Here is a 24,694-nt window from a genome sequence, read left to right on the forward strand (position 1 = left end):
GGGGTTGGTCCGGCGGGGTGGGTCAGGTCCGCCTCGCCGGGCCGAGCACTGAACGACTGTCGGTCAGACCCGCGGGGTGGTCGCGAGGTCCGGCGTGGCCAGCCAGCTGAGGGTCTGCGGCAGGATCTCCACAGCGCCGAAGTGCGCGGCGCCGGGCTGCACCTGGACCTCGGCCCGCGAGATCTGCGACGCGAGCCAGCGGGAGTGCTCCACCGGCGAGAAGCGGTCCTGCTCACCGTGCCAGAGCCGGACCTCCGCGCGGATGGCGCTCAGGTCGAACCCCCAGCCACGCCGTATCGCCAGCACGTCGTCGATCCAGCCCTCGGGGCCGTGCCGCAAAGCCTCGGAGTACATGTCGGTCAGCAGTCGGCGGATCGCGACGTCGTCGACGACCCGGATGTCCTCGTCGGGCAACTGGGGGCGCAGGAAGTCCAGCAGCGTCATCGGATCCCGCCGGGCCTCCTCAGCGCGGACCTTCAGGTTGAGCGTGAGCTCGGCCAGGTCCTCGTCGGCCTGCCCGTAGTCCTCCACGTTCGACTCGGCCATCCCGGCGTACCAGTCCAGGTCGGGTGCGCCGGCCGGGGCGAGCCCCACCAGGACGGCGGCCCGGGTGACCCGGTCCGGCAGCAACGCCGCGCAGGCCAGGGCGTGCGGACCGCCACCGGACCGGCCCACCACCGCGAACCGCTCGATGCCGAGGTCGTCGGCGATCGCCGCCACGTCGGCGGCCGCGTCGGCGACCCGCCGACCCTCGTGCCGGTCGGAGTCGCCGTAACCGGGCCGGTCGTAACAGACGAGGTGCACGCCGAGGCGGTAGACGACGATGCCCCGGGGCCGGGGGCCGCTGCGACTGCCCGGGGTGCCGTGCAGCAGGAAGACCGCAGGCCCGTCCGGCGAGCCGGAGGTCTCCACCGCGAGGTGCCGCCCGTCCGGGGTGGTGACGGTGCGCTGTGCCGCATCTTGTCGCGTCACGGTTGGCCTCCCGCGGGTCGTCATGTGCTCCCCCGTGAATGGAGCCGCGCATTGTCGGCGCTGAGTGCAAAGCCCCCGAAACCGCCCAGAACACATTCTTGTTGTGCAGCGTACTGCCCGTCGTGGATGCCCGCTATGGGCCGCCGGGTCAATGCCGGTGGGTTGGGGCCGCCGAGCGGGCCGCTACCCTGGTAGCCCGAGGGGAAGGGGCACCAAGAGGGTGGCTAGGACCTACAACGTCGTGACGTACGGCTGCCAGATGAACGTGCACGACTCTGAGCGCATCTCCGGCCTGCTCGAACAGGCCGGCTACGTGCGTGCGGTGCCCGCCGACGACACCCCGGACATCGTCGTCTTCAACACCTGCGCCGTCCGGGAGAACGCCGACAACCGGCTCTACGGCAACCTCGGTCGGCTGCGCCCGGTGAAGGACAAGCACCCCGGGATGCAGATCGCGGTCGGCGGCTGCCTGGCCCAGAAGGACCGAGGCGAGATCGTCCGCAAGGCGCCCTGGGTGGACGTGGTCTTCGGCACCCACAACATCGGCTCGCTGCCGGTGCTGCTGGAGCGGGCCCGGCACAACGCCGCCGCCGAGGTGGAGATCCTGGAGTCCCTCGACGTCTTCCCCTCCACGCTGCCGACCCGCCGCGAGTCCACGTACGCCGGGTGGGTGTCGATCTCGGTGGGCTGCAACAACACCTGCACGTTCTGCATCGTGCCCGCGCTGCGCGGCAAGGAGAAGGACCGCCGTCCCGGCGACATCCTCTCCGAGGTGCGCGCGCTGGTCGACGAGGGCGTGCTGGAGGTGACCCTGCTCGGGCAGAACGTCAACTCCTACGGGGTGGAGTTCGGCGACCGGTACGCGTTCGGCAAGCTGCTGCGGGCCTGCGGTGACATCGACGGGTTGGAGCGGGTCCGGTTCACCAGCCCGCACCCGAAGGACTTCACCGACGACGTGATCGCCGCGATGGCCGAGACGCCGAACGTCTGCCACTCGCTGCACATGCCGTTGCAGTCCGGCTCCGACGACGTGCTCCGGGCGATGCGCCGGTCCTACCGCTCCGAGCGCTACCTGGGGATCATCGAGAAGGTGCGGGCGGCGATGCCGGACGCGGCGATCACCACCGACATCATCGTCGGCTTCCCGGGTGAGACCGAGGCCGACTTCCAGCGCACCCTGGACGTGGTCCGCGAGGCCCGGTTCTCCTCGGCCTTCACCTTCCAGTACTCGAAGCGCCCCGGCACCCCCGCAGCGACCATGGACGACCAGTTGCCCAAGCAGGTCGTGCAGGAGCGCTACGAGCGGCTGATCGAAACCGTCGAGGAGATCACCTGGGCGGAGAACAAGCGCCTGGTGGGCGAGACCGTCGAGGTGCTGGTCGCGGTCGGCGAGGGCCGCAAGGACGAGCGCACCGGCCGGATGTCCGGTCGGGCCCGCGACGGCCGGCTCGTGCACTTCGCGACCGACACCGCGGACGGGCAGTCGCTGGCCGGCCAGATCCGCCCGGGCGACATCGTGCACACCACGATCACGTACGCCGCGCCGCACCACCTCAACGCCGACGGCGCGCCGGTGGCGCACCGGCGGACCCGGGCCGGCGACGCGGCCGAAGCGGGGCGTTCCCCGCGTACCCCCGGGGTGTTGCTCGGTCTGCCCACGATCGGCGCACCGCCGCTCGCTGCCGCACCGACCGCCGGCTGCGCCACCCACTGAGCGCGGGAGGGCCCCTTGTCGTCGCGCGATGACAAGGGGCCCTCGTTCAGACCGTGATCCGACCGGTGCCGGCGGACGGCCGACGCGGGAAGCGTCGACCGTCCCGACAACTCAGCAGCTGGCGCCGTTGAGCTTCACCGTGCCCGGCGCGCTGGCGGTGCCGTTGGCGGTGAAGCCCACGGTGACCGACCCGCCCGCCGACAGCGACGGGGTGTGCCCCGGTGCGGCCGCGGTGACCGTCGTGCCGGACTGGGAGACCGTGGCGTTCCAACCACTGCCCAACGTCACCCCGGACGGCCAGGTCCAGGTGACCGACCACGGGTTCACCGCGGCGGAGCCGGTGTTCTTCACTGTCAACTCACCCTGGAAGCCGCCCTGCCAGGCGTTGACCTGCCGGTAACTCACAGTGCAGGCGCCGGTGGGCGGGTCCGTCGGTCCGTCGGGCGGTGGGGTGGTGGTGCCGCCACCGGTCGGCGCGATCAGGTACGGCTGGAGGATCGCCTGCTTGGTGGTGTTGATGTTCGTCCAGTCGTCCAGCGCGATGCCGCCGGTGTCCCCCGAGTTCGGGTTCCACGACCAGTAGGTGAAGGACATCCCGGTCACCCCGGTGCCGGTGTAGGCCATCAACTTCTCCAGCCACACCCTGTCCTTCGGGTCCGCCAGGGTGCTGCCGAACTCACCCATCATGATCGGCGCGATGTTCTGCTTGTAGAGGTAACCCCAGTACTTGTCCCAGATGGCCGGCATGTTCGCCGGGTAGTCCGGGGCGTCGAACCAGGTCTGCCGGTAGACCGAGGTGGCGTACTCGTGCGGCGAGTAGACCAGCCGGTTCGCCACGTTCAGCCGTACCGGGAACTGACCGGCCTTGGACAGGTTGCCACCCCACCAACCACAGTCCTCGTCGTTGCTGGTGTCGCCGTCCCACACGTTGGAGAGGCCACCGCTGGGGCAGCTCACCCCCTCCACGAAGATCAACCAGTTGGGCTGGACGCCGAGGATCGCGTTACCGGCCCGCTCGGCGGCGAGCCGCCAGTCCCGGGTGGTGTCGCCGCAACCCCAGCACGCGCCGGTGGCCGCCGGGTTGGTGCCCTCGGCGTGCGGCTCGTTGTGCAGGTCCGCGCCGATCACCGTGGGGTTGCCCGCGTACCGCTGGGCCAGCATCTTCCAGTCGTTGATCCAGGTCGCCTCGGAAACCGTCGACGTGTACCACAGCGGCGACTGCCCGGCCGCCGTCGGCCGGTGCCGGTCCAGGATGATCCGCATCCCCTTGCTGCCGGCGTAGTCGATCACCTTGTCCAGGATCTGCAACGGCGACAACCCGACCAGATCCGGGTTGACGAAGTCGTTGACCCCGCTGGCGGTCGCGCCCGGCTTCAGCGCGTCGTTCGAGTACGGCACCCGCAACGTGTTGTAACCCAGCCGGGCCATCGTGTCGAGCTGCCCCCGCCACGGGTTGTTCGACCACAGCCCGTGGAAGGTCTTGTTGTCGGTCTCCATGCCGAACCAATTGATACCGGTCAACCGGACCGTGGCGCCGGTGCTGTCCACGATCTGATTGCCGCTGGTGTGCAGGTAACCGGTGCCGGTGCCGCCCGGCGCGGCGACCGCCGGACCGGTGCTGACCGCGACGGCGACGAGCGCGCCAGCCGCGGCGGTGGCGAGCGCGGCCAGCGCGCCGCCGAAAGAGGTGGGACGGTGCATGCGAGCTCCACTTCGGATGCCCGACGCCGCCGTCGGCGGCGCGGGCGGAAGACCGGGGGAGGCCGTCCGCCCGTCACGCTCCCTCAGGAGTACGCGCACAGCGCGGAACGACCCATGTCACGCGGACGTGGTCACTCGCGTAACGCACACCGACGATCCCCGACGACGTCGTACCGCCGTCAGCGCCCTCGCGTCGATGCCCGACCTGGCTCTGTCGCTCATTCTGATCAGCAGTCTTCAATGCGTCAACCAGCCGTCCGGCTGGCCCCGCCCACCGTCCCACGCCCGTGCCCCGCGCCCCGCCCCGCGCTCGCCCCGCGCTCGCCCCGCGCCCCGGCAAGCCGGCAACTTCAGGGAAACTGCTGCCTCAGGCGCATCTGAGGCAGCAGTTTCGGGGAAGTTGCGAGGATCTTGGGCGAGGCGCGAGGCGCGAGGCGCGAGGGCCTTGGACATGCGGGAGCCCCCGGTCCCCTCGCAGGGACCGGGGGCTCCGGAAGACGTCAGCTCAGCCGGCCTGCTCGGCGAGTTGGAGGAACTGCCGCTTGGCGGTGAGCGCCTGCTCGGCTTCCTTGATCCGGCGTGCGTCCCCGGCGCTCTGCGCCCGGGCCAGCCGGTCCTCGGCTTCCGCCACCTGCGCCCGCATCTGGGCGAGCAGCGGGTTGTCCTCCTTGGTGGTGCGGCGCCACGCCGAGTCCATCACGTCGCGGACCTTGTCGTCGATGGCGCGCAGCCGGCGCTCCAGCCCGGCAGCCGCCTCGCGGGGCACCCGGCCGGCCTCGTGCCACTGTGCCTGGATGTCCCGCAGCTTGGCCTGGGCGCCCTTCGGGTCGGCGTCGATGTCCAGCGCCTCGGCCTCGGCGAGCAGGGCCTGCTTGCGCTCCAGGTTGCCGCGCTGCTCGTTGTCCCGGGCGGAGAAGACCTCACTGCGCCGGCTGAAGAAGGCGTCCTGCGCACCCCGGAATCGTTCCCAGAGCTTCTGCTCGGCCTCCTTGGAGGCGCGCGGCGCGGCCTTCCACTGGGTCATCAGATCCTTGAGCTGGTTGGCGGTGGCGGCCCAGTCGGTGGATTCCTGGAGCTTCTCCGCCTCGGCGACCAGCTCCTCCTTGACGGTCTGCGCCTGCTTGCGCTGCGAGTCCAGGGAGGCGAAGTGGGCGCCCCGACGTCGGGTGAAACCGTCCCGGGCGGCGGCGAACCGCTTCCACAGCTCACCGTCGGCCTTCTTGTCGACCCCACGGATGGTCTTCCACTCGTCGAGGATCTCCTTGAGCCGGTCCCCGGCGGTCTTCCAACCGGTGGACTCGGCAGCGAGCTTCTCGGCCTCCTCGACCAGTGCGGTCTTGCGGGCCAGGGCCTCACCGCGAGCGGCGTCCCGGGCGGCGCGCGCCTCACCGGCCTTCTCCTCGGCCAGGGTCGCCAGCTTGTCCAGGCGAGCGGCCAGGGCGTCGATGTCGCCGACGACGTTGGCCTCGGGGAGCGTGGCGCGGATCCGCCGGATCGTGCTCAGCGAGTGCCCGGCATCCGCCGCACCCGACTTGAGCCGCGCTTCGGTCAGATCCACCTCGGTGACCAGATCGGCGAAGCGGCGCGCGAAGTGTGCCAGACCTTCCTCCGGCGCACCCGCCTGCCAGGATCCGACCACCCGCTCACCCTCGGTGGTCTTGACGTATACGGTGCCGTCCGCGTCCACCCGTCCGAAGGCAGTCCAGTCGCTCATGTGCCCATCCTCGTTCTCCCGGCGTCGAGGGAATGGACCCCCGTCGCCGCCACGGCGCAGCCAAGTTGCTTCCGGCATTGTCACAGGTCTTACCCGGTCCGCGTCGAGCGCCTATCGCCGACCGTGACCATACGGTGTCCTAGGGGCCGAATGACCGGATCGGCGCGGAGACGCACCGGGGATTCCCGCTACGGTGAACGGGTGCCACTGGTCGCCGCCGCTGTCTGCCCGCATCCGCCCCTGCTCGTGCCGGAGGTGGCCGGCTCCGCAACCCCCGAGCTGGACGACCTGCGGACGGCCTGCGACACCGCCGTACGCCGGTTGCTGGCAGCCGACCCGGACCGCGTGGTGCTGCTCGGCACCGGTCCGGTGACCGGGCCGATCCGCCCCCCGGCCACGGGTTCCCTGCAGCCATGGGGTGTCGACCTGGACGTGCCGCTGGTCCCCGGTCAGCCCGACCGGGGAGCGGTGCTGCCGTTGAGCCTGACCATCGGCGCGTGGCTGCTCGCCCGGCACGACGCGCGACTGCCGCTGAGCGCTGTGCAGGTGGCCGCTGACGCCGGCCTGGCCGAGCTTTCCGCGCTCGCCGACGAGGTGTCCGCCACGGGTGACCGGGTGGCGTTGCTGGTGCTCGGGGACGGGTCGGCCTGCCGGGGAGAGAAGTCACCCGGGTACGACGACCCGCGCGCCCTCCCGTACGACCAGCGGGTTGCCGGGGCGCTGGCCGACGCGGACCTGGACGTCCTGCTCGGCCTCGACCCGGTGGTGTCGGCGGAGCTGAAGGCCGCCGGCCGCGCGCCCTGGCAGGTGCTCGCCAGCGCGGCCCGCGCGGCCGGCGGGGGATGGCGCGGCGAGTTGCTGCACGACGCGGCCCCCTACGGTGTCGCCTACTTCGTGGCGTCCTGGGAGCGGGTGTGACCAGCGACGCGGGGGGCACTGTCGTCGCGGTGGTCGGCCCGACCGCGGCGGGCAAGTCGGCGCTGAGCATCGCGTTGGCGCACGCCCTCGACGGCGAGGTGGTCAACGCCGACTCGATGCAGCTCTACCACGGTATGGACATCGGCACCGCCAAGTTGACCGTCGCCGAACGGGACGGGGTGCCGCACCACCTGCTGGACATCTGGGACGTCACCGAGCCGGCGAGCGTCGCGGAGTACCAGCGGCTGGCCCGCGCGGCGGTGGACGACATCCTGTCCCGGGGTCGGGTGCCGCTGCTGGTCGGTGGGTCCGGGCTGTACGTGCGGGCGGTGCTGGAGCGTTTCGAGTTCCCCGGCACCGACGCAGTGCTGCGGGAGCGGCTGGAACGCGAGTTGGCCGAGGTCGGCCCCGCGCCGCTGTACGCGCGGCTGCGCGCCGCCGACCCGGTCGCCGCGGACGGCATCCTGCCCGGCAACGGTCGGCGGATCGTCCGGGCCCTGGAGGTGATCGAGCTCACCGGCGCGCCGTTCACCGCCTCGCTGCCGCAGCCGACGCCGTACTACCCGTCGGTGCAGCTCGGCGTCGACCTGGACACCGGGCTGCTGGACGAGCGGATCGCCCTGCGCGTCGACCGGATGTGGGCTGACGGCCTGGTGTCGGAGACCCGCGAACTGGTCGGGCGGGGGCTGCCCGAAGGGCGGACGGCGAGCCGGGCGCTGGGCTACCAGCAGGTGCTGCGCATGCTCGCCGGTGAGCTGACCGAGTCGCAGGCGCACGACGAGACGGTTCGCGCCACCCGGCGTTTCGTCCGCCGGCAGCGGTCGTGGTTCCGGCGTGACCCGCGGATCCACTGGCTGGATTCGGCGACTCCGGACCTGATCGGGGCCGCCCTCCGTCTGGTGCCCGCCGAGACGCGATAATGGGGGCGTGGAGTTCACCAAGGGCCACGGCACCGGCAACGACTTCGTCCTCCTTCCCGACCCGGACGGTCAGCTCGACCTGACCCCGGAGCTGGTCGCGGCGCTCTGCGACCGGCGGCGGGGCATCGGCGCGGACGGCGTGCTGCGGGTGGTCCGCGCGGCCAAGCATCCGGACGGCGCCGGGCTGGCCGGCGAGGCCGAGTGGTTCATGGACTACTGGAACGCCGACGGTTCGTTCGCCGAGATGTGCGGCAACGGCGCCCGGGTCTTCGTGCGCTACCTGCTCGACACCGGGCTGGCCACGCCCGCCGGCGCGGCGTTGCCGGTGGCCACCCGGGCCGGCGTCGTGCGTGCGCTGGTCGAGGGCGACGTGGTGTCCGTCGAGATGCGCCGACCCCAGGTGTACGACAGTTCCGCCGCCACCCTCGGCGGGCTGACCCTGATGGGTGCGGTGGTGGACGTCGGCAACCCGCACCTGGTCTGCGTCCTGCCGGCGGGTGTGGAGTTGTCCGCGCTGGACCTGACGACCGCGCCCGGGTTCGACCCGGAGGTCTTCCCGAGCGGGGTGAACGTGGAGTTCATCGTGGCGGGCGACCCGGTCGACGCCACCGACGCGCACAGCCTGATGAGGGTGTACGAGCGTGGCAGCGCCGAGACGTTGTCCTGCGGCACCGGTGCCTGCGCGGTGGGCGCGGTGGCCCTGCGTGACGCCGGCCGGGACACCGGAGTGGTCGCCGTGGACGTGCCCGGTGGCCGCGTGACGGTCACGGTGACGGCGGACTCCTGCTGGCTGTCCGGCCCAGCCGTCCTGGTGGCAACAGGCGAGCTGGACCTCAGCGCCCTGCCCCGCCACCCGGGTTGATCAAGAGGTTTGTGTCAGGAACAACGCGGATCCTGACGCAAACCTCTTGATCAACAGGGGGAGTGCGTCAGGGGGTCGCGCTGGCGTTGGCCGCGATCTCGGGGAGGTCCGACGGGCCGGGGTCGGCGGCCGGAAGTGGGCTGGGGTTGTTCGCGGCGGCGCGGACGGCGGCGGCGACCGCCGGGGCGACCCGGGAGTCGAAGACGCTCGGCACGATCACCGTCGGGTTGATCTTGTCCTCACCGACCACGTCGGCGATGGCCCGGGCGGCCGCGAGGGCCATCTCCTCGGTGAACTCCTCGGCGTGCGCGTCGAGCATGCCGCGGAACACACCGGGGAAGGCGAGCACGTTGTTGATCTGGTTCGGCTGGTCCGAGCGACCGGTGGCGACCACGGCGGCGTGCTTGCGCGCCTCCCGGGGGTCGACCTCCGGGTCCGGGTTGGCGAGCGCGAAGACGATCGAGTCCTTCGCCATCTGGGCGATGTCGTCGCCGGTGAGCAGGTTCGGCGCGCTCACCCCGATGAACACGTCGGCACCCCGGATCGCACCCGGCAGGTCGCCCGAGTAGTTCTCCTTGTTGGTGTTCTCCGCCAGCCACTGCCACGCCGAGTTGAGCCCGGTCAGCCCGCGGTGCAGGGCGCCCTCCCGGTCGTACGCGATGATGTCGCCGACGCCCTGGCGCAGCAGCAGCTTCATGATCGCGGTGCCGGCCGCGCCGGCGCCCGAGACGACCACGCGGACGTCCTCGAGCCGCTTGCCGACCACCCGCAGCGCGTTGGTCAGCGCGGCCAGCACGCAGATCGCGGTGCCGTGCTGGTCGTCGTGGAAGACCGGAATGTCCAGCGCCTCGCGCAGCCGGGCCTCGATCTCGAAGCAGCGCGGCGCGGCGATGTCCTCCAGGTTGATCCCGCCATACGCGGGCGCGATCGCCTTGACGATCTGCACGATCTCGTCGGTGTCCTGGGTGTCCAGCACCACCGGCCAGGCATCCACCCCACCGAAGCGCTTGAACAGCGCCGCCTTGCCCTCCATCACCGGCAGCGACGCGGCCGGGCCCAGGTTGCCCAGGCCGAGCACCGCCGAGCCGTCGCTGACCACCGCGACGGTGTTGCGCTTGATGGTCAGCCGCCGGGCGTCCGCCGGGTTCTCGGCGATCGCCATGCAGACCCGGGCCACCCCAGGGGTGTACGCCCGGGACAGCTCGTCACGGTTGCGCAGCGCGACCTTCGAGGTCACCTCGATCTTGCCGCCGAGGTGCAGGAGGAACGTCCGGTCCGACACCTTGCGGACATCCACGCCGTCCAGCGCGGTCAACGCGTCGACCACCTGGTCGGCGTGGCCGGCGTCGGCGGTGTCGCAGGTCAGGTCGACGATCACGTGGGTCGGGTCCGAGTCCACCACGTCCAGCGCCGTGACGATCGCCCCGGCCTCGCCGACCGAGGTGGTGAGCCGGCCGATCGAGGAGGCGTCCGCGGTTACGGCGATCCGGATGGTGATTGAAAATCCGGCGCTCGGCAGTCGGGTGATGGCCACGGGATCCCTCCGTCACGGCTGTGCGGCCAGTCGGCCGCCGACCGCATTTCTACCGGGTTGTCGAGTCCGACCAGCATTCGCCCCCACTTTTGGCGACCTTCAGCATGGGCATATAGCAGGTGCGTTCGGCGTTGTGTCATGTCAGGATTACGTTCTACTTATCAAAACGGACAGGAGAACCGCTTGCGAGACCAGGAGAGCTTTGTCCCCGTCGAGGACGAGCTCGACGACGTCACCACCGGCGAGATGGAGCTGTCGGAGCGGCAGTCCCTGCGACGCGTCCCGGGCCTGTCAACCGAGCTCACCGACGTCACCGAGGTGGAATACCGCCAGCTGCGGCTGGAGCGGGTCGTCCTGGTGGGCGTCTGGACCGAGGGCACGATCGCCGATGCGGAAAATTCGCTGACCGAGCTTGCCGCGCTGGCCGAGACGGCCGGTTCGCAGGTGCTCGAAGGGCTCATTCAGCGTCGCACACGACCCGACCCGGCGACGTACATTGGCCGCGGCAAGGTCGACGACCTCGGCGCGGTGGTGCTTTCCACCGGCGCCGACACGGTCATCTGCGACGGTGAGCTGTCGCCGTCGCAGCTGCGCAACCTGGAGCAGCGCACCAAGGTCAAGGTTGTCGACCGGACGGCGCTGATCCTCGACATCTTCGCCCAGCACGCCAAGAGCAAGGAAGGTAAGGCGCAGGTCGAGCTGGCCCAGCTCCAATACCTGCTGCCCCGACTGCGCGGTTGGGGTGAGACGCTCTCCCGGCAGACCGGTGGTTCCGGCCGGGGCGGCGGCGCCGGTGGCGGTGTGGGTGTGCGTGGTCCCGGTGAAACCAAGCTGGAAACCGACCGGCGGCGTATCCGCCACCGCATCTCCCGGCTGCGCCGTGAGATCAAGAACATGCGCACGGTACGCGTCACCAAGCGTGCCCGACGCACCCGCAACTCGATCCCCGCCGTGGCCATCGCCGGCTACACCAACGCCGGCAAGTCGAGCCTGCTCAACCGGCTGACGGACGCGGGTGTGCTGGTGGAGAACGCGCTGTTCGCGACGTTGGACCCGACCACCCGTAAGGCCACCGCCTCGGACGGGCGGATCTACACGCTCTCCGACACGGTCGGCTTCGTCCGGCACCTCCCGCACCAGATCGTCGAGGCGTTCCGCTCGACGCTGGAGGAGGTCGCGGAGGCGGATCTGGTGGTGCACGTCGTCGACGGCACCCACCCGGATCCGGAGGAGCAGGTCCGGGCGGTGCACGAGGTGCTCGCCGAGGTGAGCGCCGATCGGCTCCCCGAGCTGCTGGTGGTCAACAAGACCGACGCCGCCGACGAGGACACTCTGCTGCGGCTCAAGCGGCTCTGGCCGGACGCGATCTTCGTATCGGCGTACTCCGGCAGGGGCATCGAGGACCTGCGCTCGGCCATCGAGGACCGGCTGCCGCAGCCGGCCGTCGAGGTCCGGGCGGTCCTGCCGTACGACCGGGGTGACCTGGTGTCCCGGGTGCACCGCACCGGCGAGGTGCTCAGCACGTCGCACCTGCCGGAGGGCACCCTGCTGCACGTCCGCGTCAGTGCGGAGCTGGCTGCGGAGCTGGCGCCGTTCGACGTCGCGCGGCAGGGACAGGCGGCCGGCACCCGGTCCTGAGCCCCACGGCGTCATCCACCTGAAACGCGTGGCATGCGACACTGGCCGAATGCGCCGCGTTGTTTCCTCGGTCACGGTTGCCCTCGGCCTGCTCGGGGCAACCGTGGCGCTCGCCGGAGTCGCCGCTGCGGCCCCCGCGCCCGTGTCGTCGGGGCTGCCCGCTGCCGCTCCCGGTCAGAAGCGGTGCACGATCGTCGACGAGCGCCTGCGAGAGCTGTCCGGGCTGGTCGCGACCAAGAGCGGTTACATCGTCATCAACGATGGCACCGAGGTCCCGGCACGCAAGCGGGTCTTCTTCCTCGACAGCAAGTGCAAGATCTCGAAGGAACCGGTCCGATACTCCGGGCAGGGCCCCTTCGACACCGAGGATCTGGCTCTCTCCAAGGACGGCCGCACCCTCTGGATCGCCGACATCGGCGACAACGCCGACTCGAAGGAGCGCCGCAGCCGCATCGCGCTCTGGTCGATGCCGGTCACCGGCACCAAGCAGCCGACGCTGCACCGGCTCGCGTACCCGGAGGCCAAACCGCACGACGCCGAGGCGTTGCTCATCGGCGACGACGGTAAGCCGCTCATCATCACGAAGGTGACCAGCGGCAAGGCCGAGATCTACACCCCGACGGCGGCCCTGAAGAGCGGCGACACCGACCCGGTGCCGATGAGCAGGGCCGGCGAGATCGAGCTGCCCAAGACGCAGACGGAGAACCCGCTCAACACGTTCGGTCGGATCGCCATCACCGGCGCGGCCCGGTCCCCGGACGGCTCCCGGGTGGTCCTGCGCACCTACGCGGACGCCTTCGAGTACGACGTGAGCGGCGGCGACATCGTCGGCGCGCTCACCACCGGCAAGCCCCGGGTGACGGCGTTGGCCGACCCGTTCGGCGAGGCCATCAGCTACACGCCGGACGGGAAGTCGTTCCTGACCGTCTCCGACGCGGCCCGCTTCGCCGAGGACGAGCCCCTCGACATCCTCAGCTACACGCCGTCCACCTCGACAGCGGTGCCACTCGCAGCGGCCGGCGGTGCCAAACCGGCCGCGGCGAAGTCGTGGACCGACGGTCTGAGCCTCGACGACATCACCTACCTGGTCGGCGCCGTCGGGTTGATCGGCCTCCTGTTGGTCGGCGCCGGGATCATCGGCATCGTCCGGGCCCGCCGACGGCCGCCGGCCGCCGACGGGCCCGACTCGCCGGACCCCGATGGTGAGCCGTCAGGCCCACGTGCCGGTCGTGCCGCCGACGGGCCCACCGGCCGGAAGAGCGGTGTCTACGGTGGTGGCGCGCCAGCGGGTGGCGCGGTCTACGGCGGTGCCGCGGGTCGCGGCGGCCCGGCCCCGGCGGGTGGTGCGGTGTACGGCGGCGGTGGTCGCCCGGCCGTCGCCGACGGTGGCTACGGCACGCCACGGCCGGACGCCGGCAGCGGCGTGTACGGCGGAGGTCGTCCCCCAGTCAGTGGTGGCGCTCGTCCTCCGGCCAGTGGTGGCGCTCGTCCTCCGGTTGCTGGTGGCGGTCGCCCTCCGGCCAGTGGTGGCGGTCGCCCCCCGGCTGCTGGTGGCGGTCGCCCACAGGGTGCTGGCGGTCGTCCGCAGAGTGGGGGCGGTCGTCCTGGCGGCGGTGTGTACGGCGATGGCGGCGGCCAGCCCGGCGCCGGTCGGGCGGAGCCGCCCCGGCGCGGTGGGCAGGAACCTGACCAGCGGGGCCAGCGGCCCGGCCGCCGGCGTGACGACGACGGGCCCGTCGATCCGTACGGGCAGTATCCCGGGGGCGGCCGCGGCTATCGGGGCGACCGCTACTGATGAGCGTCGCCGCGCTCACGCGCCCCTGAACAACCAACGCGGGTTGGCCGCACGCCTGAACAGCGGGCGTGGGTGGGCCGCGCTTCTGAACAGCGGGCGCGGGTGGGCGCCGTGGGCACCCACCCGCCGGCCGCTCAGATTCGGCGCAGGACCGCCACGACCCGGCCCATGATGGTGGCGTCGTCACCGGGGATCGGGTCGAAGGCCGGGTTCTGCGGCATCAGCCAGACGTGCCCGTCGCGCCGTCGGTAGGTCTTCACGGTCGCCTCGCCGTCAAGCATGGCGGCCACGATCTCGCCGGAGTCGGCGGTCGGCTGCTGCCGGACGACGACCCAGTCGCCGTCGCAGATCGCCGCGTCGAGCATCGAGTCGCCCTTGACCTGGAGCATGAAGACTTCGCCCTCGCCCACCAGCTCGCGGGGGAGCGGGAAGATGTCCTCCACGGCCTGCTCGGCGAGGATCGGCCCACCGGCGGCGATCCGACCGAGCATCGGCACGTACGCCGGGGTCGGCCGCTGCGCCCGGGACAGCTCGTCGTCGATGGCCTCGCTGGGAGCACGGACGTCCACCGCGCGCGGCCGGTTCGGGTCGCGGCGCAGGAAGCCCTTCTTCTCCAGCTCCTTGAGCTGGTAGGCGACGCTGGACGGCGACACCAGGCCGACGGCCTCGCCGATCTCGCGGACGCTCGGCGGGTAGCCGTGCCGCTCGACCCAGGTGCGGATGAACTCCAGGATGCGACGCTGGCGAGCGGTCAGGTCGATCGTCGCCGGGTCGGGGAAGGCGCTGACCACCGGGGTGACCTGGCGCACGGCGGGCTGACCCGTCCGGCTGCGCGCGGCGCTGCGGCGTCGGGTGGTGGCCGGCGGGCCCGCCTCGGTGATCTGCTGCGGGCTCTTCGGCCGGCTGGCCCGGTCCTCGGTCACGTCCGTCCTCCCTGGTCGGCGCTGGGTGCCTCGTCGGCTCGTGGTGCGTGCGGTGGTGCCACGTTGTTCATGACCGTATAGGTGAGATCGGTCATTTTCAAACATCTGTACGACCTCTCACCGGCGTGTCGGGGTGAAAAAGCGCTCCGGTCGTACGGATGTTCTGATAAATGGTACGTCAGGTAGCACTGGTGTTCGATCATCGGCCGTTTTCCCTGTCACTCTGGCCCGCTGGCCGGTAACCCGGGCGGGCCGTTCGCGTTGGGTCTTCGGGCGTGCCGATGGTCGCGGATGACCGGATGGTCCGTGACGCGCCGGACACGCCGGTCAACTTGACCCGGCTTCCCCAGCGACATACGGTCAACCCCTAGATGTAGTAGTGACACGGGCGTAAGTTGCCCACAGGTTGGGTCCGACTACCGACCGCACTCCCGTAACGTCGATCACGGCGGGCGCCCTCCGAGGGTGGCACCGCCGTGGTGAGTCGTGCCCGAGAGTGTCCGGTGTGGGCGCAGTTGATCATTTTTAGGAGGTGGGCGATGCGGTGTCCGTACTGCCGGCACGCTGACTCCCGGGTGGTCGACTCGCGGGAGGCCGACGACGGCCAGCTCATCCGACGGCGGCGTTCCTGCCCGGAATGCGGCAAGCGGTTCACCACCGTCGAGGAGGCGGTCCTCGCTGTCGTCAAGCGCAGCGGGGTGACCGAGCCGTTCAGTCGTACGAAGATCATCGGCGGGGTGCGCAAGGCGTGCCAGGGCCGGCCGGTGGACGACGACTCACTCGCGCTGCTCGCGCAGCGGGTGGAGGAGACGGTCCGGGCCAAGGGGGCCGCCGAGATCCCCAGCCACGACGTGGGCCTGGCGATCCTGGGCCCACTGCGCGACCTGGACGAGATCGCCTACCTGCGGTTCGCCAGCGTCTACCGCTCCTTCGACTCACTCGCCGACTTCGAGCGCGAGATCGAGACGTTGCGGGCCGCGGCGCGCGCCCGGGGGCAGGGCAGGGCCGATGCGGTTGAGGCCGCCGGCCGTACCAGCTGAATCTTCACAGTTTTTCAAGAGATTGGGACGCGCGGTGGGTGACCGCGCAGACGAGGGGGGCGACGGCGTGACAACTAGCCGTTCACGAAACAAGGCAGGCGCGGGGCTGAAGATCGAGCGGGTGTGGACGACCGAGGGGGTCCACCCGTACGACGAGGTCACCTGGGAGCGCCGCGACGTCGTGATGACGAACTGGCGGGACGGCTCGATCAACTTCGAGCAGCGGGGGGTCGAGTTCCCGCAGTCGTGGAGCGTCAACGCGGCCAACATCGTGACCACCAAGTACTTCCGGGGCGCGGTGGGGACCCCGGAGCGGGAGTGGTCGCTCAAGCAGCTGATCGACCGGGTGGTCACCACCTACCGCACCGCGGGCGAGGAGTACGGCTACTTCGCCAGCCCGGCCGACGCCGAGATCTTCGACCACGAGCTGACCTGGATGCTGCTGCACCAGGTGTTCAGCTTCAACTCGCCGGTCTGGTTCAACGTCGGCACGCCGTCGCCGCAGCAGGTCAGCGCCTGTTTCATCCTGGCCGTCGACGACTCGATGGACTCGATCCTCGACTGGTACAAGGAGGAGGGGCTGATCTTCAAGGGCGGCTCCGGCTCCGGGGTCAACCTGTCGCGGATCCGCTCGTCGCGTGAGCTGCTCTCCTCCGGCGGCACCGCCTCGGGCCCGGTCAGCTTCATGCGGGGCGCCGACGCCTCCGCCGGCACCATCAAGTCCGGCGGCGCGACCCGCCGGGCGGCCAAGATGGTCATCCTCGACGTGGACCACCCGGACATCGAGGAGTTCGTGGTCACGAAGGCGCGCGAGGAGCACAAGATCCGCGCCCTGCGCGACGCCGGGTTCGACATGGACCTCGGCGGCTCCGACATCGTCAGCGTGCAGTACCAGAACGCCAACAACTCGGTCCGGGTCTCCGACGAGTTCATGTCGGCGGTGGAGACCGGCGGCGGCTTCGACCTGCGCGGTCGGCTGGACGGCTCGGTGATCGACACCGTCGACGCCAAGAAGCTGTTCCGCACCATCTCCCAGGCCGCCTGGGAGTGCGCCGACCCGGGCCTGCAGTACGACGACACGATCAACGACTGGCACACCTGCCCGGAGACCGGGCGGATCACCGCGTCGAACCCGTGCTCGGAGTACCTGCACCTGGACAACTCCTCGTGCAACCTGGCCTCGCTCAACCTGATGAAGTTCCTCCGCGCCGACGGTGGCTTCGAGGTGGAGAAGTTCGTCAAGTCCGTCGAGTTCGTCATCACCGCGATGGACATCTCGATCTGTTTCGCGGACTTCCCGACCGAGAAGATCGGTGAGACCTCCCGCGCCTACCGGCAGCTGGGCATCGGCTACGCCAACCTCGGTGCCCTGCTGATGGCCACCGGCCTGCCGTACGACTCGGACCAGGGCCGCTCGGTCGCCGCGTCGATCACGTCGCTGATGACCGGCACCGCCTACCGCCGTTCCGCCGAGCTGGCCGGCGTCGTCGGCCCGTACGACGGCTACGCCCGCAACGCCGAGCCGCACAAGCGGGTCATGCGCAAGCACGCCGCGGCCAACGACGAGATCAAGCCGACCAGCCCGGTGGCCACCGCGATCGTCCGTGAGGCGACCAAGCAGTGGACCCAGGGCAACAAGATCGGTGACAAGTTCGGCTGGCGCAACGCGCAGGCGAGCGTCCTCGCCCCGACCGGCACGATCGGCTTCATGATGGACTGCGACACGACCGGCGTTGAGCCGGACCTGGCGCTGGTCAAGTTCAAGAAGCTGGTCGGCGGCGGCTCGATGCAGATCGTCAACCAGACGGTTCCGCGCGCCCTGCGCAGCCTCGGCTACCCCGAGGAGCAGGTCGAGGCGATCGTCGAGCACATCGCCGACCATGGCCACGTGGTGGACGCTCCCGGCCTCAAGCCGGAGCACTACCCGGTCTTCGACTGCGCCATGGGAGAGCGGACGATCGCCCCGATGGGTCACGTGCGGATGATGGCGGCCATCCAGCCGTTCGTCTCCGGCGCCATCTCCAAGACGGTCAACATGCCGGAGGCGGCCACCGTCGAGGACGTCGAGAAGATCTACTTCGAGGGCTGGAAGCTCGGCCTCAAGGCGCTGGCGATCTACCGGGACAACTGCAAGGTCGGTCAGCCGCTCTCGGTCGCGAAGTCCAACAAGGCCACCGAGCCGGCCGCCGTCGAGGCCGCGCCGGTCGCGGTGGAGAAGGTCATCGAGTACCGGCCGGTGCGTAAGCGCCTGCCGAAGAAGCGCCCGTCCGAGACGGTCAGCTTCTCCGTCGGAGGTGCCGAGGGCTACCTCACCGCGTCGTCCTACCCGGACGACGGCCTCGGCGAGGTCTTCCTCAAGATGTCCAAGCAGGGCTCGACCCTGGCCGGGGTGATGGACGCCTTCTCGGTGGCCATCAGCATCGGTCTGCAGTACGGCGTGCCGCTGGAGACGTTCGTCAGCAAGTTCACCAACATGCGCTTCGAGCCGGCCGGCATGACCGACGACCCGGACGTGCGGATGGCGGCCTCGGTGATGGACTACATCTTCCGTCGCCTGGCGCTGGACTTCCTGCCGTATGAGCGCCGCGCCGAGCTGGGCATCTTCACCGCTTCGGAGCGGGCCGCCCAGCTGCGGGCCGAGGCCGACGCGGAGGCCGCCGGTGTCACCGGTGCCGAGCTCACCGCGATGGCGTCGTCGGCGCCCGTGGAGGCTCCGGCCAAGTCGGAGGCCGTCGCGCAGCCGGCCCAGGAGATGGCCGAGGTGGCCGCCGCCAAGCCGGCGCCGAGCGTGGGTTCCAGCACCGAACTGCTGGAGGCCGTGATCGGCAAGGCCGCCGACGCACCGCTCTGCTTCACCTGCGGCACGAAGATGCGCCCGGCCGGCAGCTGCTACGTCTGCGAGGGCTGCGGCTCCACCAGCGGCTGCAGCTGACGTACGAACGCGAGATCCGTGAGCGCGGCAGGGATCACCTGCCGCGCTCGCGGCGTTTTTTGATCGACTCGCGTTTCACGAGACCGGGGCATCAACCTCGCCCGGACACCCCGACTTCACGAAACCCGAGTCGATCACGCGGCCGCAGCACTCCAGGAGGCGGGTGAGGCAGCGCACGGGAACGGGGGCTGAATTACCGAGGAACGGGCTGCGACGATGAGGGCATGACGACCGCCGAGGCGTACGCGGAGTTCGGCAGGCGTGAGGCGCGCGGGGTGTCGCCCACCTATGAGCGTCTGTCGCATGCCGTCGCCGACGACGATGCCCTGCTTGCCCTGCTGGATGCGCTTCCGCTGGCCAAGCGGCAGCCCAACCTGTTGTTCAGCGTCGTCCGCTGGCTCGGCGGCCGGGTCGACGACCCCGCCGCCTTTCACGACTTCACTGTGACGCACTGGCCCGCCGTCAAGGCGGAGCTGCTCACCCGGGCCACCCAGACGAACGAGAGCGGTCGGTGTGCGGTCCTGCTGCCGGTGCTCGCCGCGCTGCCGCAGCCCCTCGCCCTGCTGGAGGTCGGCGCGTCCGCCGGGCTCTGCCTGTACCCCGACCGGTACGCGTACCGCTACGGCGAGCACCAGGTCGGCTCCGGAGAGCCGGTCCTGGAGTGCGCGGCCAGCGGTCTGGTGCCGCCGACCCGCGTACCCCAGGTGGTGTGGCGGGCCGGCCTGGACCTCAACCCTCTCGACGTGACCGACCCCGGCGACGTGTCCTGGTTGGACGCGTTGATCTGGCCGGAGCACGCGCACCGGCGGGCCCGGCTGCGCGCCGCTGCGGCGGTCGCCGCGGCCGACCCGCCGCTGCTGGTTCGCGGCGATCTGGTGGACGACCTGCCGGCGCTGGCCGCCCGGGCGCCGGCCGACGCGACGCTGGTGGTCTTCCACACGTCAGTGCTCTACCAGGTGCCGCCGCCGCGCCGGGAGGAGTTCGTCCGACTGGTCCGTGAGCTGCCCGGTCACTGGATCGCGAACGAGGCCCCGGAGGTGCTGCGGCACGACGGGCTGCCCGACCCGCCGGACGATGCCATGCACAACGTCCTCGCGTTGGATGGCAGGCCGTTGGCCTGGGCCCGGGGCCACGGCCAGGCGATGACCTGGTTCGGGTGACGCCGCGGGTCGGCTCAGCGGGCCGGTTCGGGCATCCGGGCGCGTAGGGCCTGGATGAACCACTCCGCCGCCGGGGCGACCGCGTCGCCGGTCGACCAGCCGTTGAGCACCGACAGCAGGTCGACATAGCGGTCCCGGCGGGGATCGTTCGCCACGGTCAGTCGGTCGAGCAGCCGCTCGCGCAGGTCGGCGTCGTCAGGGCGGCCCCGCAGACGCGCGTACCGGTCGATGACCCTCGCGACCACGGCATCCGCCTCGGGAGCGGTCGGATCGAGACCGGCCGCCAAGGCGGGGGCCACCGCGTCCCGGACCACCGCGACGGCGTCCGGGCGCGGCAGCCCCGGGACGTCGTGGTCGGCGGCGTGCTGGCGCGCCAACCGTCGCATGCTCGCCAGGAAACTGGCGTCCTGGCACAGCTCGGCCAGCTCCAGCCACGCCTCGACCTGCTCGGTGCTGGGCTCGTCGGGCAGGCTCGGTGTCATCGACACGACGACGCCGGGCGAGGTGGGCTGGTCGCGCAGACCAGCGAAGACGGTGTTCAGGAAGTCGCCCACCAGGTGCCCCCGCTCGCGCGTGGTGAGCTGGGCCAGGCGGTGCAGGTCGTCCACCTCCGCCGGGCCCGCCCCGCGCCTCGCCGCGACGGTGAGCACCGCCTGGCGCAGCCGCAGCACCCGGATCTGCACCGCCAACGCCTCGGCGTGCGCGGCGGCCACCTCGGGCAGGGTCACCTCGCGGTTCACCACGCGGCGAACGGTGGCCAGGTCCACGCCCAGCTCGCGCAGGGTGCGGACCAGTTCCAGTCGGGCAACCGCCTCGGCGTCGAACAGGCGGTAGCCGGCGGGGCTCCGGTCGGTGGGCGGCACGATTCCCCGGTCGGCGTAGTACCGGATCGTCTTGACGCTCAGGCCGGTCCGCCCGGCCAGGTCGCCGATCGTGTACAGCGGTTTCCCGTTCATGTCCCCACCCTGCTGTCTCCCCCCGCTGGAGACTCAACCCGACACCGGCGATAGGCGCATTCAACTCGCTCAGACCCGTCCTTGGCACTGTTGTGTCCTCCGGCCAGACGTCGGCGGCGGGTCGCGCAACCCGTCCCGGACAGGGCATAGTGGCCCGCGGTGACATCGACCGATGTTGCCTGCTCGTGCTGAAGGTGGTTGGAAGTGACGACGCGCTTATGTGTCCGATGGACCCGGGCGGCCGCATTGATCACGCTGATCGGGGGGACGTTCGCGGTGTCGGCGGCGCCCGCGACGGCCGCCCCGCAGCCCGTCCGGATCCTGAGCGTGTCGGCGGAGAACGTGAAGCCCAACGAGACGGTGCGCGTGCGGTTCAGTGTCACCAACACCGGCAGCAGGGCCGAAACGGCCATCGTGGTGGTCGGCGGCGGCCTGCGATGCACCTCCGGATGCCGGGCAGAGCCGAAGCTGGGACCCGGCCGAAGCCAGACCTTCGACACGACGCTCGTCGCCCCCGCGGCTCGTCCGAATGAGATCACCGGCCTCAACATCTCAGTCGCCGTGCGGCTTGCCGGGCAGAACAGCTATGACCACAGGACGGTCTACGTCCACGGCCCGGGTGCGTCGCCATCCGGCGGGGACAAGCCGGCAGCCGGGGTGAAAAGTGTCTCCGGCCGGGTTCGCGACGCCAGCGGAAAGGCAATCGGCGGCGTGAACCTGACCGTCACGGACAGCGCCGGGCACGAATACCGGACGACCAGCAGCCGCAGCGGCCAGTTCTCGATCACGTCGAGCGACGGCAAGCCGATCGCCGAGGGCACCATCACCGTCCGCGCGACCATGGACGGCTACCGCACCGCTCGCACGACCGTACGAGGCACTGCCGGTGACGTCGCGACAGTGGGGCTGACCCTCTCGGCGGTGGCAGCGCCCACTAGGACGTCGCCGTCGCCCGCCGTGGAGGCAAGCCCTCTCGCCGCGGAGGAGGTGGGCGACGACACCCCCGCTGCTGCGCTGCCCACCCTCAAGGCCGTCAGCGAGGAGGGAAGCAGTTCGTTGCCTTTCCTGCTTTTGGGTGGCCTGCTGGTCGCTGCGGGCGTGGGCGCGCTCGCACTGGTGGTGATGCGCCTGAGGAACACACCGGACGCTGTCGCGGAGTCCGGTGTTCCCTCGACGACCCAGCTGTTGGCGCCGGCCGGTGGGAGCATGACCGACGCCCCGACAGCGGTACTGCACACCGGGGCGGTGCGCGGTTTCCCGGGCTCGTACGGCGCGCCCCCGCAGGGTGGCATCCACCAGAACGACTACCGGGGCTGAAAGCGCAGGAACGTCGAGACCGTGGCAGTGAACCTGTCGGCGTCGTCAAGCCACGGGTAGTGCCCCGCGCCCGGCTGCACGACCAGTTCGGCGCCCGGTGCCAGCTCCGCGAGTTGGGCGACCAGGCCGGGCGGGGCGCCGAGGTCGACCTCCCCGGCCAGCAGCAGCACCGGGCCCCGGTGTGCGGCGAGCGCGGCGCGGGTCGCCGGCGGATCGAAGGCGCCCTCGGCGCCGAAGACCCGGGCCGCGTCCTGGTTGCGCTGGCCCAGCTCCGCCGCCTGGTGCGCGCGGGCGGCCGCGTCCCACCGGCCGTAGAAGAACGGTGCGATCGCCTGCCAGGCATCCGCGGTCGCCCGACCGGCCACCATCGAGTCCAACGCCGCCGCTGCCGCCGGGTACCACGGCTCGCCGGCTCGGACCCGGGTGACCTCCCGTCGCAGCGTGGCGGTCGCCTCCAGTCCGAGAGCCCGCGTGCTCGGTGTGATCAGCGCGAGCCGGCCGATCCGCTCGGGATGGCGGGTCGCGTACCCCAGGGCCAGGTTGGCGCCGGCGGAGTGCGCGAGCACGTCACACCGGTCGAGGCCCAGGTGTCGGCGTAGCGCCTCGACGTCGTCGACCATCTGGTCGCAACGGTAGGTGGAGACGTCCGCCGGTACGGCCGACCGTCCGGTGCCCCGCAGGTCGAGGACGACCAGCGTCCGGTACGCGCCCAGACCGCCGAGATCACCGAGGTACGCCGAGTCCCGCATCGGCCCGCCCGGCAGACAGACCAGCGGGTCGCCCGCGCCGATGCTCCGGTACGCGAGTGTGGTGCCGTCGGACGCGGCGAAGGTGGCCATGGGTACACCCTCCCAGGGCGGTTGGGACGTGCGCTTCCCTAGACTGCCTCGGTGAGCGGAGAGCGACGACCCCTGGCCGACCGGCCGCTCACCGAGCCGCACCCGTCCCGGCTGTCGCCGGAGCACCCCGACCGGGCCCGGATCCTCGCCGCGCACGACGCCGCGCTCGCCGCCGGGGAGGCCGGCTATCTCGATCCGCAGAGCGGGTTGTTCGTGCTCAGCGCCGGCTTCCTGGCCCGCCGTGGCACGTGCTGTGGACGCGGTTGCCGGCACTGCCCGTACGTGGATGATCCACAGCCCGGATAGGCGCGGGCAGACCGGCGGAACGAGGGCTTCCGCCCGCCACCGACACCCCGTACGGTGTCCGACGGACACCTGGCGGGCGCCTTCCGCCGTCGGTCGGCGAGAGGGTGGAACGTGCGCGGGCGGATCGTGGTCGCCGGGGTGGCGGGGCTGCTGGTGAGCGGCTGTGCTGCCGAGGCCGAGCCGGTGGCGGTGCCGCCGCCGGTGCCGATCGCCGTGGACGTGGCGGCGGCCTCCTCGGGTGGGGCCTGCCGGCTGCTGGACTTCGCGGTGATCGAGCAACTGGTCAAGGTGCGCTTCGACGTGGCGGCGGCCAGCGAACAGGGCGACACGCACACCTGTGTGGTGCGGGCCAGGAGCGCGACGCTGCCGGAGCTGACACTGAGTGTGTCCGAGACCACGATCGACAAGGCCACCTTCGCCGCGGATGTGGTGCCCGACAAGGCGGCGAAGGTCACCGGGCTGGGTCAGCAGGCGTATCGGCGGACGACCGCTGCGGCGAGCGGGCATGGGCCGGTCGCCGAGGTGGGCTGGCTGGCCGCCGACGGACGGTTGGCCACGGTGAGTTGGACCGCGGCCCGTGGCGGCGAGCGCTCGGCGGCGGAGAAGCTGACCGGTGGCCTGGCCGCGCTGGCGAAAAAGGTGGACACCCGGGCGTTGTGACGCCCGGGTGTCCGGTTGATCAGTTGGCGGCGACTCAGCTGGCGGCGACGAAAACCCGGGAGGCGACCTCGCGGGGCAGCCGCACCCGGTCCCCGGAGCGGTCGATCGAGACGCCGTCGCGCTCCTGTGCCACGGTCACCGTGGCGCCCGGGTCGACACCGGCGGCGTGCAGCTGGCGCAGCACGTCGGCGTCCTTCTGCACGCTCTCGCAGATCCGGCGCACCACGACCGACCCGGAAAGACCGGGGAAGGCCAGGTTGCGCTCACCCTCGGCGGCCTCGGTGGCCTCCGCGGCCGGCGAGCCCAGCTCCTGCAGCCCTGGGATCGGGTTGCCGTACGGGGAGCGGGTCGGCCGGTTGAGCAGGTCGTACACCCGCTTCTCCACCGCGTCGCTCATCACGTGCTCCCAGCGGCAGGCCTCCTCGTGGGCCTCCTCGTAGGGCATCCCGATGACGTTGACCAGCAGCAGCTCGGCGAGGCGGTGCTTGCGCATCACCGACACGGCGCTGCCGCGACCCTGGGCGGTGAGCGTCAGGTGCCGGTCTCCCTCGACGGTGAGCAGGCCGTCGCGCTCCATCCGGGCGACGGTCTGGCTCACGGTGGGGCCACTCTGCTGCAGCCGTTCGGCGATCCGGGCACGCAGCGGCGGCACCCCCTCCTCTTCCAGCTCAAGGATGGTGCGCAAATACATTTCGGTCGTATCGACCAGGTCGTGAGACTTCATAAGGTCAGCGGCCCTCCGATGCACGATGCTACCTCGGGTGTTGGCCCGCCGGCCGCCGCCGAACCGTGA

The 24,694-nt window shown here is 71.3% G+C and carries 20 protein-coding genes; 12 read left to right on the plus strand and 8 right to left on the minus strand.

What is annotated here, in order from left to right; all coding sequences use genetic code 11:
• Positions 1-63: 63 nt before the first annotated feature.
• Positions 64-972 carry an alpha/beta hydrolase gene (locus KBX34_RS16440; protein ID WP_307871417.1) on the minus strand — a complete coding sequence of 303 codons (909 nt, stop codon included), beginning with the start codon at positions 970-972 and terminating at the stop codon, positions 64-66.
• 220 nt (positions 973-1,192) lie between these two features.
• Here KBX34_RS16440 and miaB point away from each other — a divergent pair, with 220 nt between their 5' ends.
• On the plus strand, positions 1,193-2,686 hold the full coding sequence (gene miaB, locus KBX34_RS16445; RefSeq protein ID WP_210925701.1) for a tRNA (N6-isopentenyl adenosine(37)-C2)-methylthiotransferase MiaB: 1,494 nt from the start codon (positions 1,193-1,195) through the stop codon (positions 2,684-2,686).
• 111 nt (positions 2,687-2,797) lie between these two features.
• Here the strand turns inward: miaB and KBX34_RS16450 are convergent, their stop codons facing one another.
• On the minus strand, positions 2,798-4,387 hold the full coding sequence (locus tag KBX34_RS16450; protein WP_210925703.1) for a cellulase family glycosylhydrolase: 1,590 nt from the start codon (positions 4,385-4,387) through the stop codon (positions 2,798-2,800).
• Positions 4,388-4,892: 505 nt separating this feature from the next.
• On the minus strand, positions 4,893-6,101 hold the full coding sequence (locus KBX34_RS16455; protein ID WP_099851371.1) for a DUF349 domain-containing protein: 1,209 nt from the start codon (positions 6,099-6,101) through the stop codon (positions 4,893-4,895).
• A 150-nt stretch (positions 6,102-6,251) separates the two neighbouring features.
• Between KBX34_RS16455 and KBX34_RS16460 the strand changes: the two genes are divergently transcribed.
• The 3 genes from KBX34_RS16460 to dapF are packed head-to-tail and all read left to right on the plus strand — an operon-like array spanning position 6,252 to position 8,801.
• On the plus strand, positions 6,252-7,019 hold the full coding sequence (locus KBX34_RS16460) for a class III extradiol dioxygenase subunit B-like domain-containing protein (RefSeq protein WP_210925705.1): 768 nt from the start codon (positions 6,252-6,254) through the stop codon (positions 7,017-7,019).
• Positions 7,016-7,939, plus strand: coding sequence for a tRNA (adenosine(37)-N6)-dimethylallyltransferase MiaA (gene miaA, locus KBX34_RS16465; protein WP_210925707.1), 924 nt, complete (start codon positions 7,016-7,018; stop codon positions 7,937-7,939). Before KBX34_RS16460 ends, miaA begins: the two co-directional genes overlap by 4 nt.
• Positions 7,940-7,946: 7 nt before the next feature.
• On the plus strand, positions 7,947-8,801 hold the full coding sequence (gene dapF / locus KBX34_RS16470) for a diaminopimelate epimerase (protein ID WP_210925709.1): 855 nt from the start codon (positions 7,947-7,949) through the stop codon (positions 8,799-8,801).
• A gap of 67 nt (positions 8,802-8,868) precedes the next feature.
• On the opposite strand, the gene KBX34_RS16475 is transcribed toward dapF, so the two are convergent.
• Entirely contained in the window at positions 8,869-10,335 is a 1,467-nt protein-coding gene (locus KBX34_RS16475) for an NAD-dependent malic enzyme (RefSeq protein ID WP_088946777.1), read from the minus strand.
• Positions 10,336-10,518: 183 nt separating this feature from the next.
• Here KBX34_RS16475 and hflX point away from each other — a divergent pair, with 183 nt between their 5' ends.
• Together hflX and KBX34_RS16485 are read left to right on the plus strand one after the other, a co-directional pair.
• A complete protein-coding gene (gene hflX, locus KBX34_RS16480) occupies positions 10,519-11,973 on the plus strand; it encodes a GTPase HflX (RefSeq protein WP_088946778.1) in 1,455 nt (484 codons plus the stop codon).
• A gap of 49 nt (positions 11,974-12,022) precedes the next feature.
• The gene (locus tag KBX34_RS16485; protein WP_210925711.1) at positions 12,023-13,768 is read left to right on the plus strand and encodes a hypothetical protein; all 1,746 of its coding nucleotides are present in this window, start codon (positions 12,023-12,025) and stop codon (positions 13,766-13,768) included.
• A gap of 134 nt (positions 13,769-13,902) precedes the next feature.
• Here the strand turns inward: KBX34_RS16485 and lexA are convergent, their stop codons facing one another.
• Positions 13,903-14,691, minus strand: coding sequence for a transcriptional repressor LexA (lexA, locus tag KBX34_RS16490; protein WP_088946780.1), 789 nt, complete (start codon positions 14,689-14,691; stop codon positions 13,903-13,905).
• Positions 14,692-15,230: 539 nt separating this feature from the next.
• Here lexA and nrdR point away from each other — a divergent pair.
• The 3 genes from nrdR (at position 15,231) to KBX34_RS16505 (ending at position 19,823) form a co-directional block, all read left to right on the plus strand.
• Positions 15,231-15,731 (plus strand): transcriptional regulator NrdR, encoded by a 501-nt coding sequence (nrdR, locus tag KBX34_RS16495; RefSeq protein WP_088946781.1) that lies wholly within the window; start codon positions 15,231-15,233, stop codon positions 15,729-15,731.
• Positions 15,732-15,798: 67 nt separating this feature from the next.
• Complete coding sequence (locus KBX34_RS16500) at positions 15,799-18,663, plus strand: vitamin B12-dependent ribonucleotide reductase (protein ID WP_374223691.1); 2,865 nt, start codon at positions 15,799-15,801, stop codon at positions 18,661-18,663.
• 224 nt (positions 18,664-18,887) lie between these two features.
• Positions 18,888-19,823, plus strand: coding sequence for a DUF2332 domain-containing protein (locus tag KBX34_RS16505; RefSeq protein ID WP_210925715.1), 936 nt, complete (start codon positions 18,888-18,890; stop codon positions 19,821-19,823).
• A 14-nt stretch (positions 19,824-19,837) separates the two neighbouring features.
• Here KBX34_RS16505 and KBX34_RS16510 read toward each other — a convergent pair whose 3' ends face one another.
• On the minus strand, positions 19,838-20,779 hold the full coding sequence (locus tag KBX34_RS16510; RefSeq protein ID WP_210792281.1) for a MerR family transcriptional regulator: 942 nt from the start codon (positions 20,777-20,779) through the stop codon (positions 19,838-19,840).
• Positions 20,780-20,983: 204 nt separating this feature from the next.
• On the opposite strand from KBX34_RS16510, the gene KBX34_RS16515 reads away from it, so the two are divergent.
• Entirely contained in the window at positions 20,984-22,096 is a 1,113-nt protein-coding gene (locus tag KBX34_RS16515) for a carboxypeptidase-like regulatory domain-containing protein (protein ID WP_210925739.1), read from the plus strand.
• Here the strand turns inward: KBX34_RS16515 and KBX34_RS16520 are convergent.
• Entirely contained in the window at positions 22,084-22,935 is an 852-nt protein-coding gene (locus tag KBX34_RS16520) for an alpha/beta fold hydrolase (protein ID WP_210925716.1), read from the minus strand. The two genes, KBX34_RS16515 and KBX34_RS16520, sit on opposite strands and share 13 nt — an antisense overlap.
• Before the next feature lie 51 nt (positions 22,936-22,986).
• On the opposite strand from KBX34_RS16520, the gene KBX34_RS16525 reads away from it, so the two are divergent.
• A complete protein-coding gene (locus tag KBX34_RS16525; RefSeq protein WP_141908327.1) occupies positions 22,987-23,241 on the plus strand; it encodes a DUF5522 domain-containing protein in 255 nt (84 codons plus the stop codon).
• Positions 23,242-23,352: 111 nt separating this feature from the next.
• Positions 23,353-23,901, plus strand: coding sequence for a hypothetical protein (locus KBX34_RS16530; RefSeq protein WP_210792285.1), 549 nt, complete (start codon positions 23,353-23,355; stop codon positions 23,899-23,901).
• A 34-nt stretch (positions 23,902-23,935) separates the two neighbouring features.
• On the opposite strand, the gene KBX34_RS16535 is transcribed toward KBX34_RS16530, so the two are convergent.
• Positions 23,936-24,625 (minus strand): metal-dependent transcriptional regulator, encoded by a 690-nt coding sequence (locus KBX34_RS16535; RefSeq protein ID WP_088946789.1) that lies wholly within the window; start codon positions 24,623-24,625, stop codon positions 23,936-23,938.
• Between the last annotated feature and the right edge of the window lie 69 nt (positions 24,626-24,694).

The organism is Micromonospora sp. M61 (genome assembly GCF_018070245.1).
GTDB classification, from domain to species: Bacteria; Actinomycetota; Actinomycetes; order Mycobacteriales; family Micromonosporaceae; genus Micromonospora; species Micromonospora zamorensis.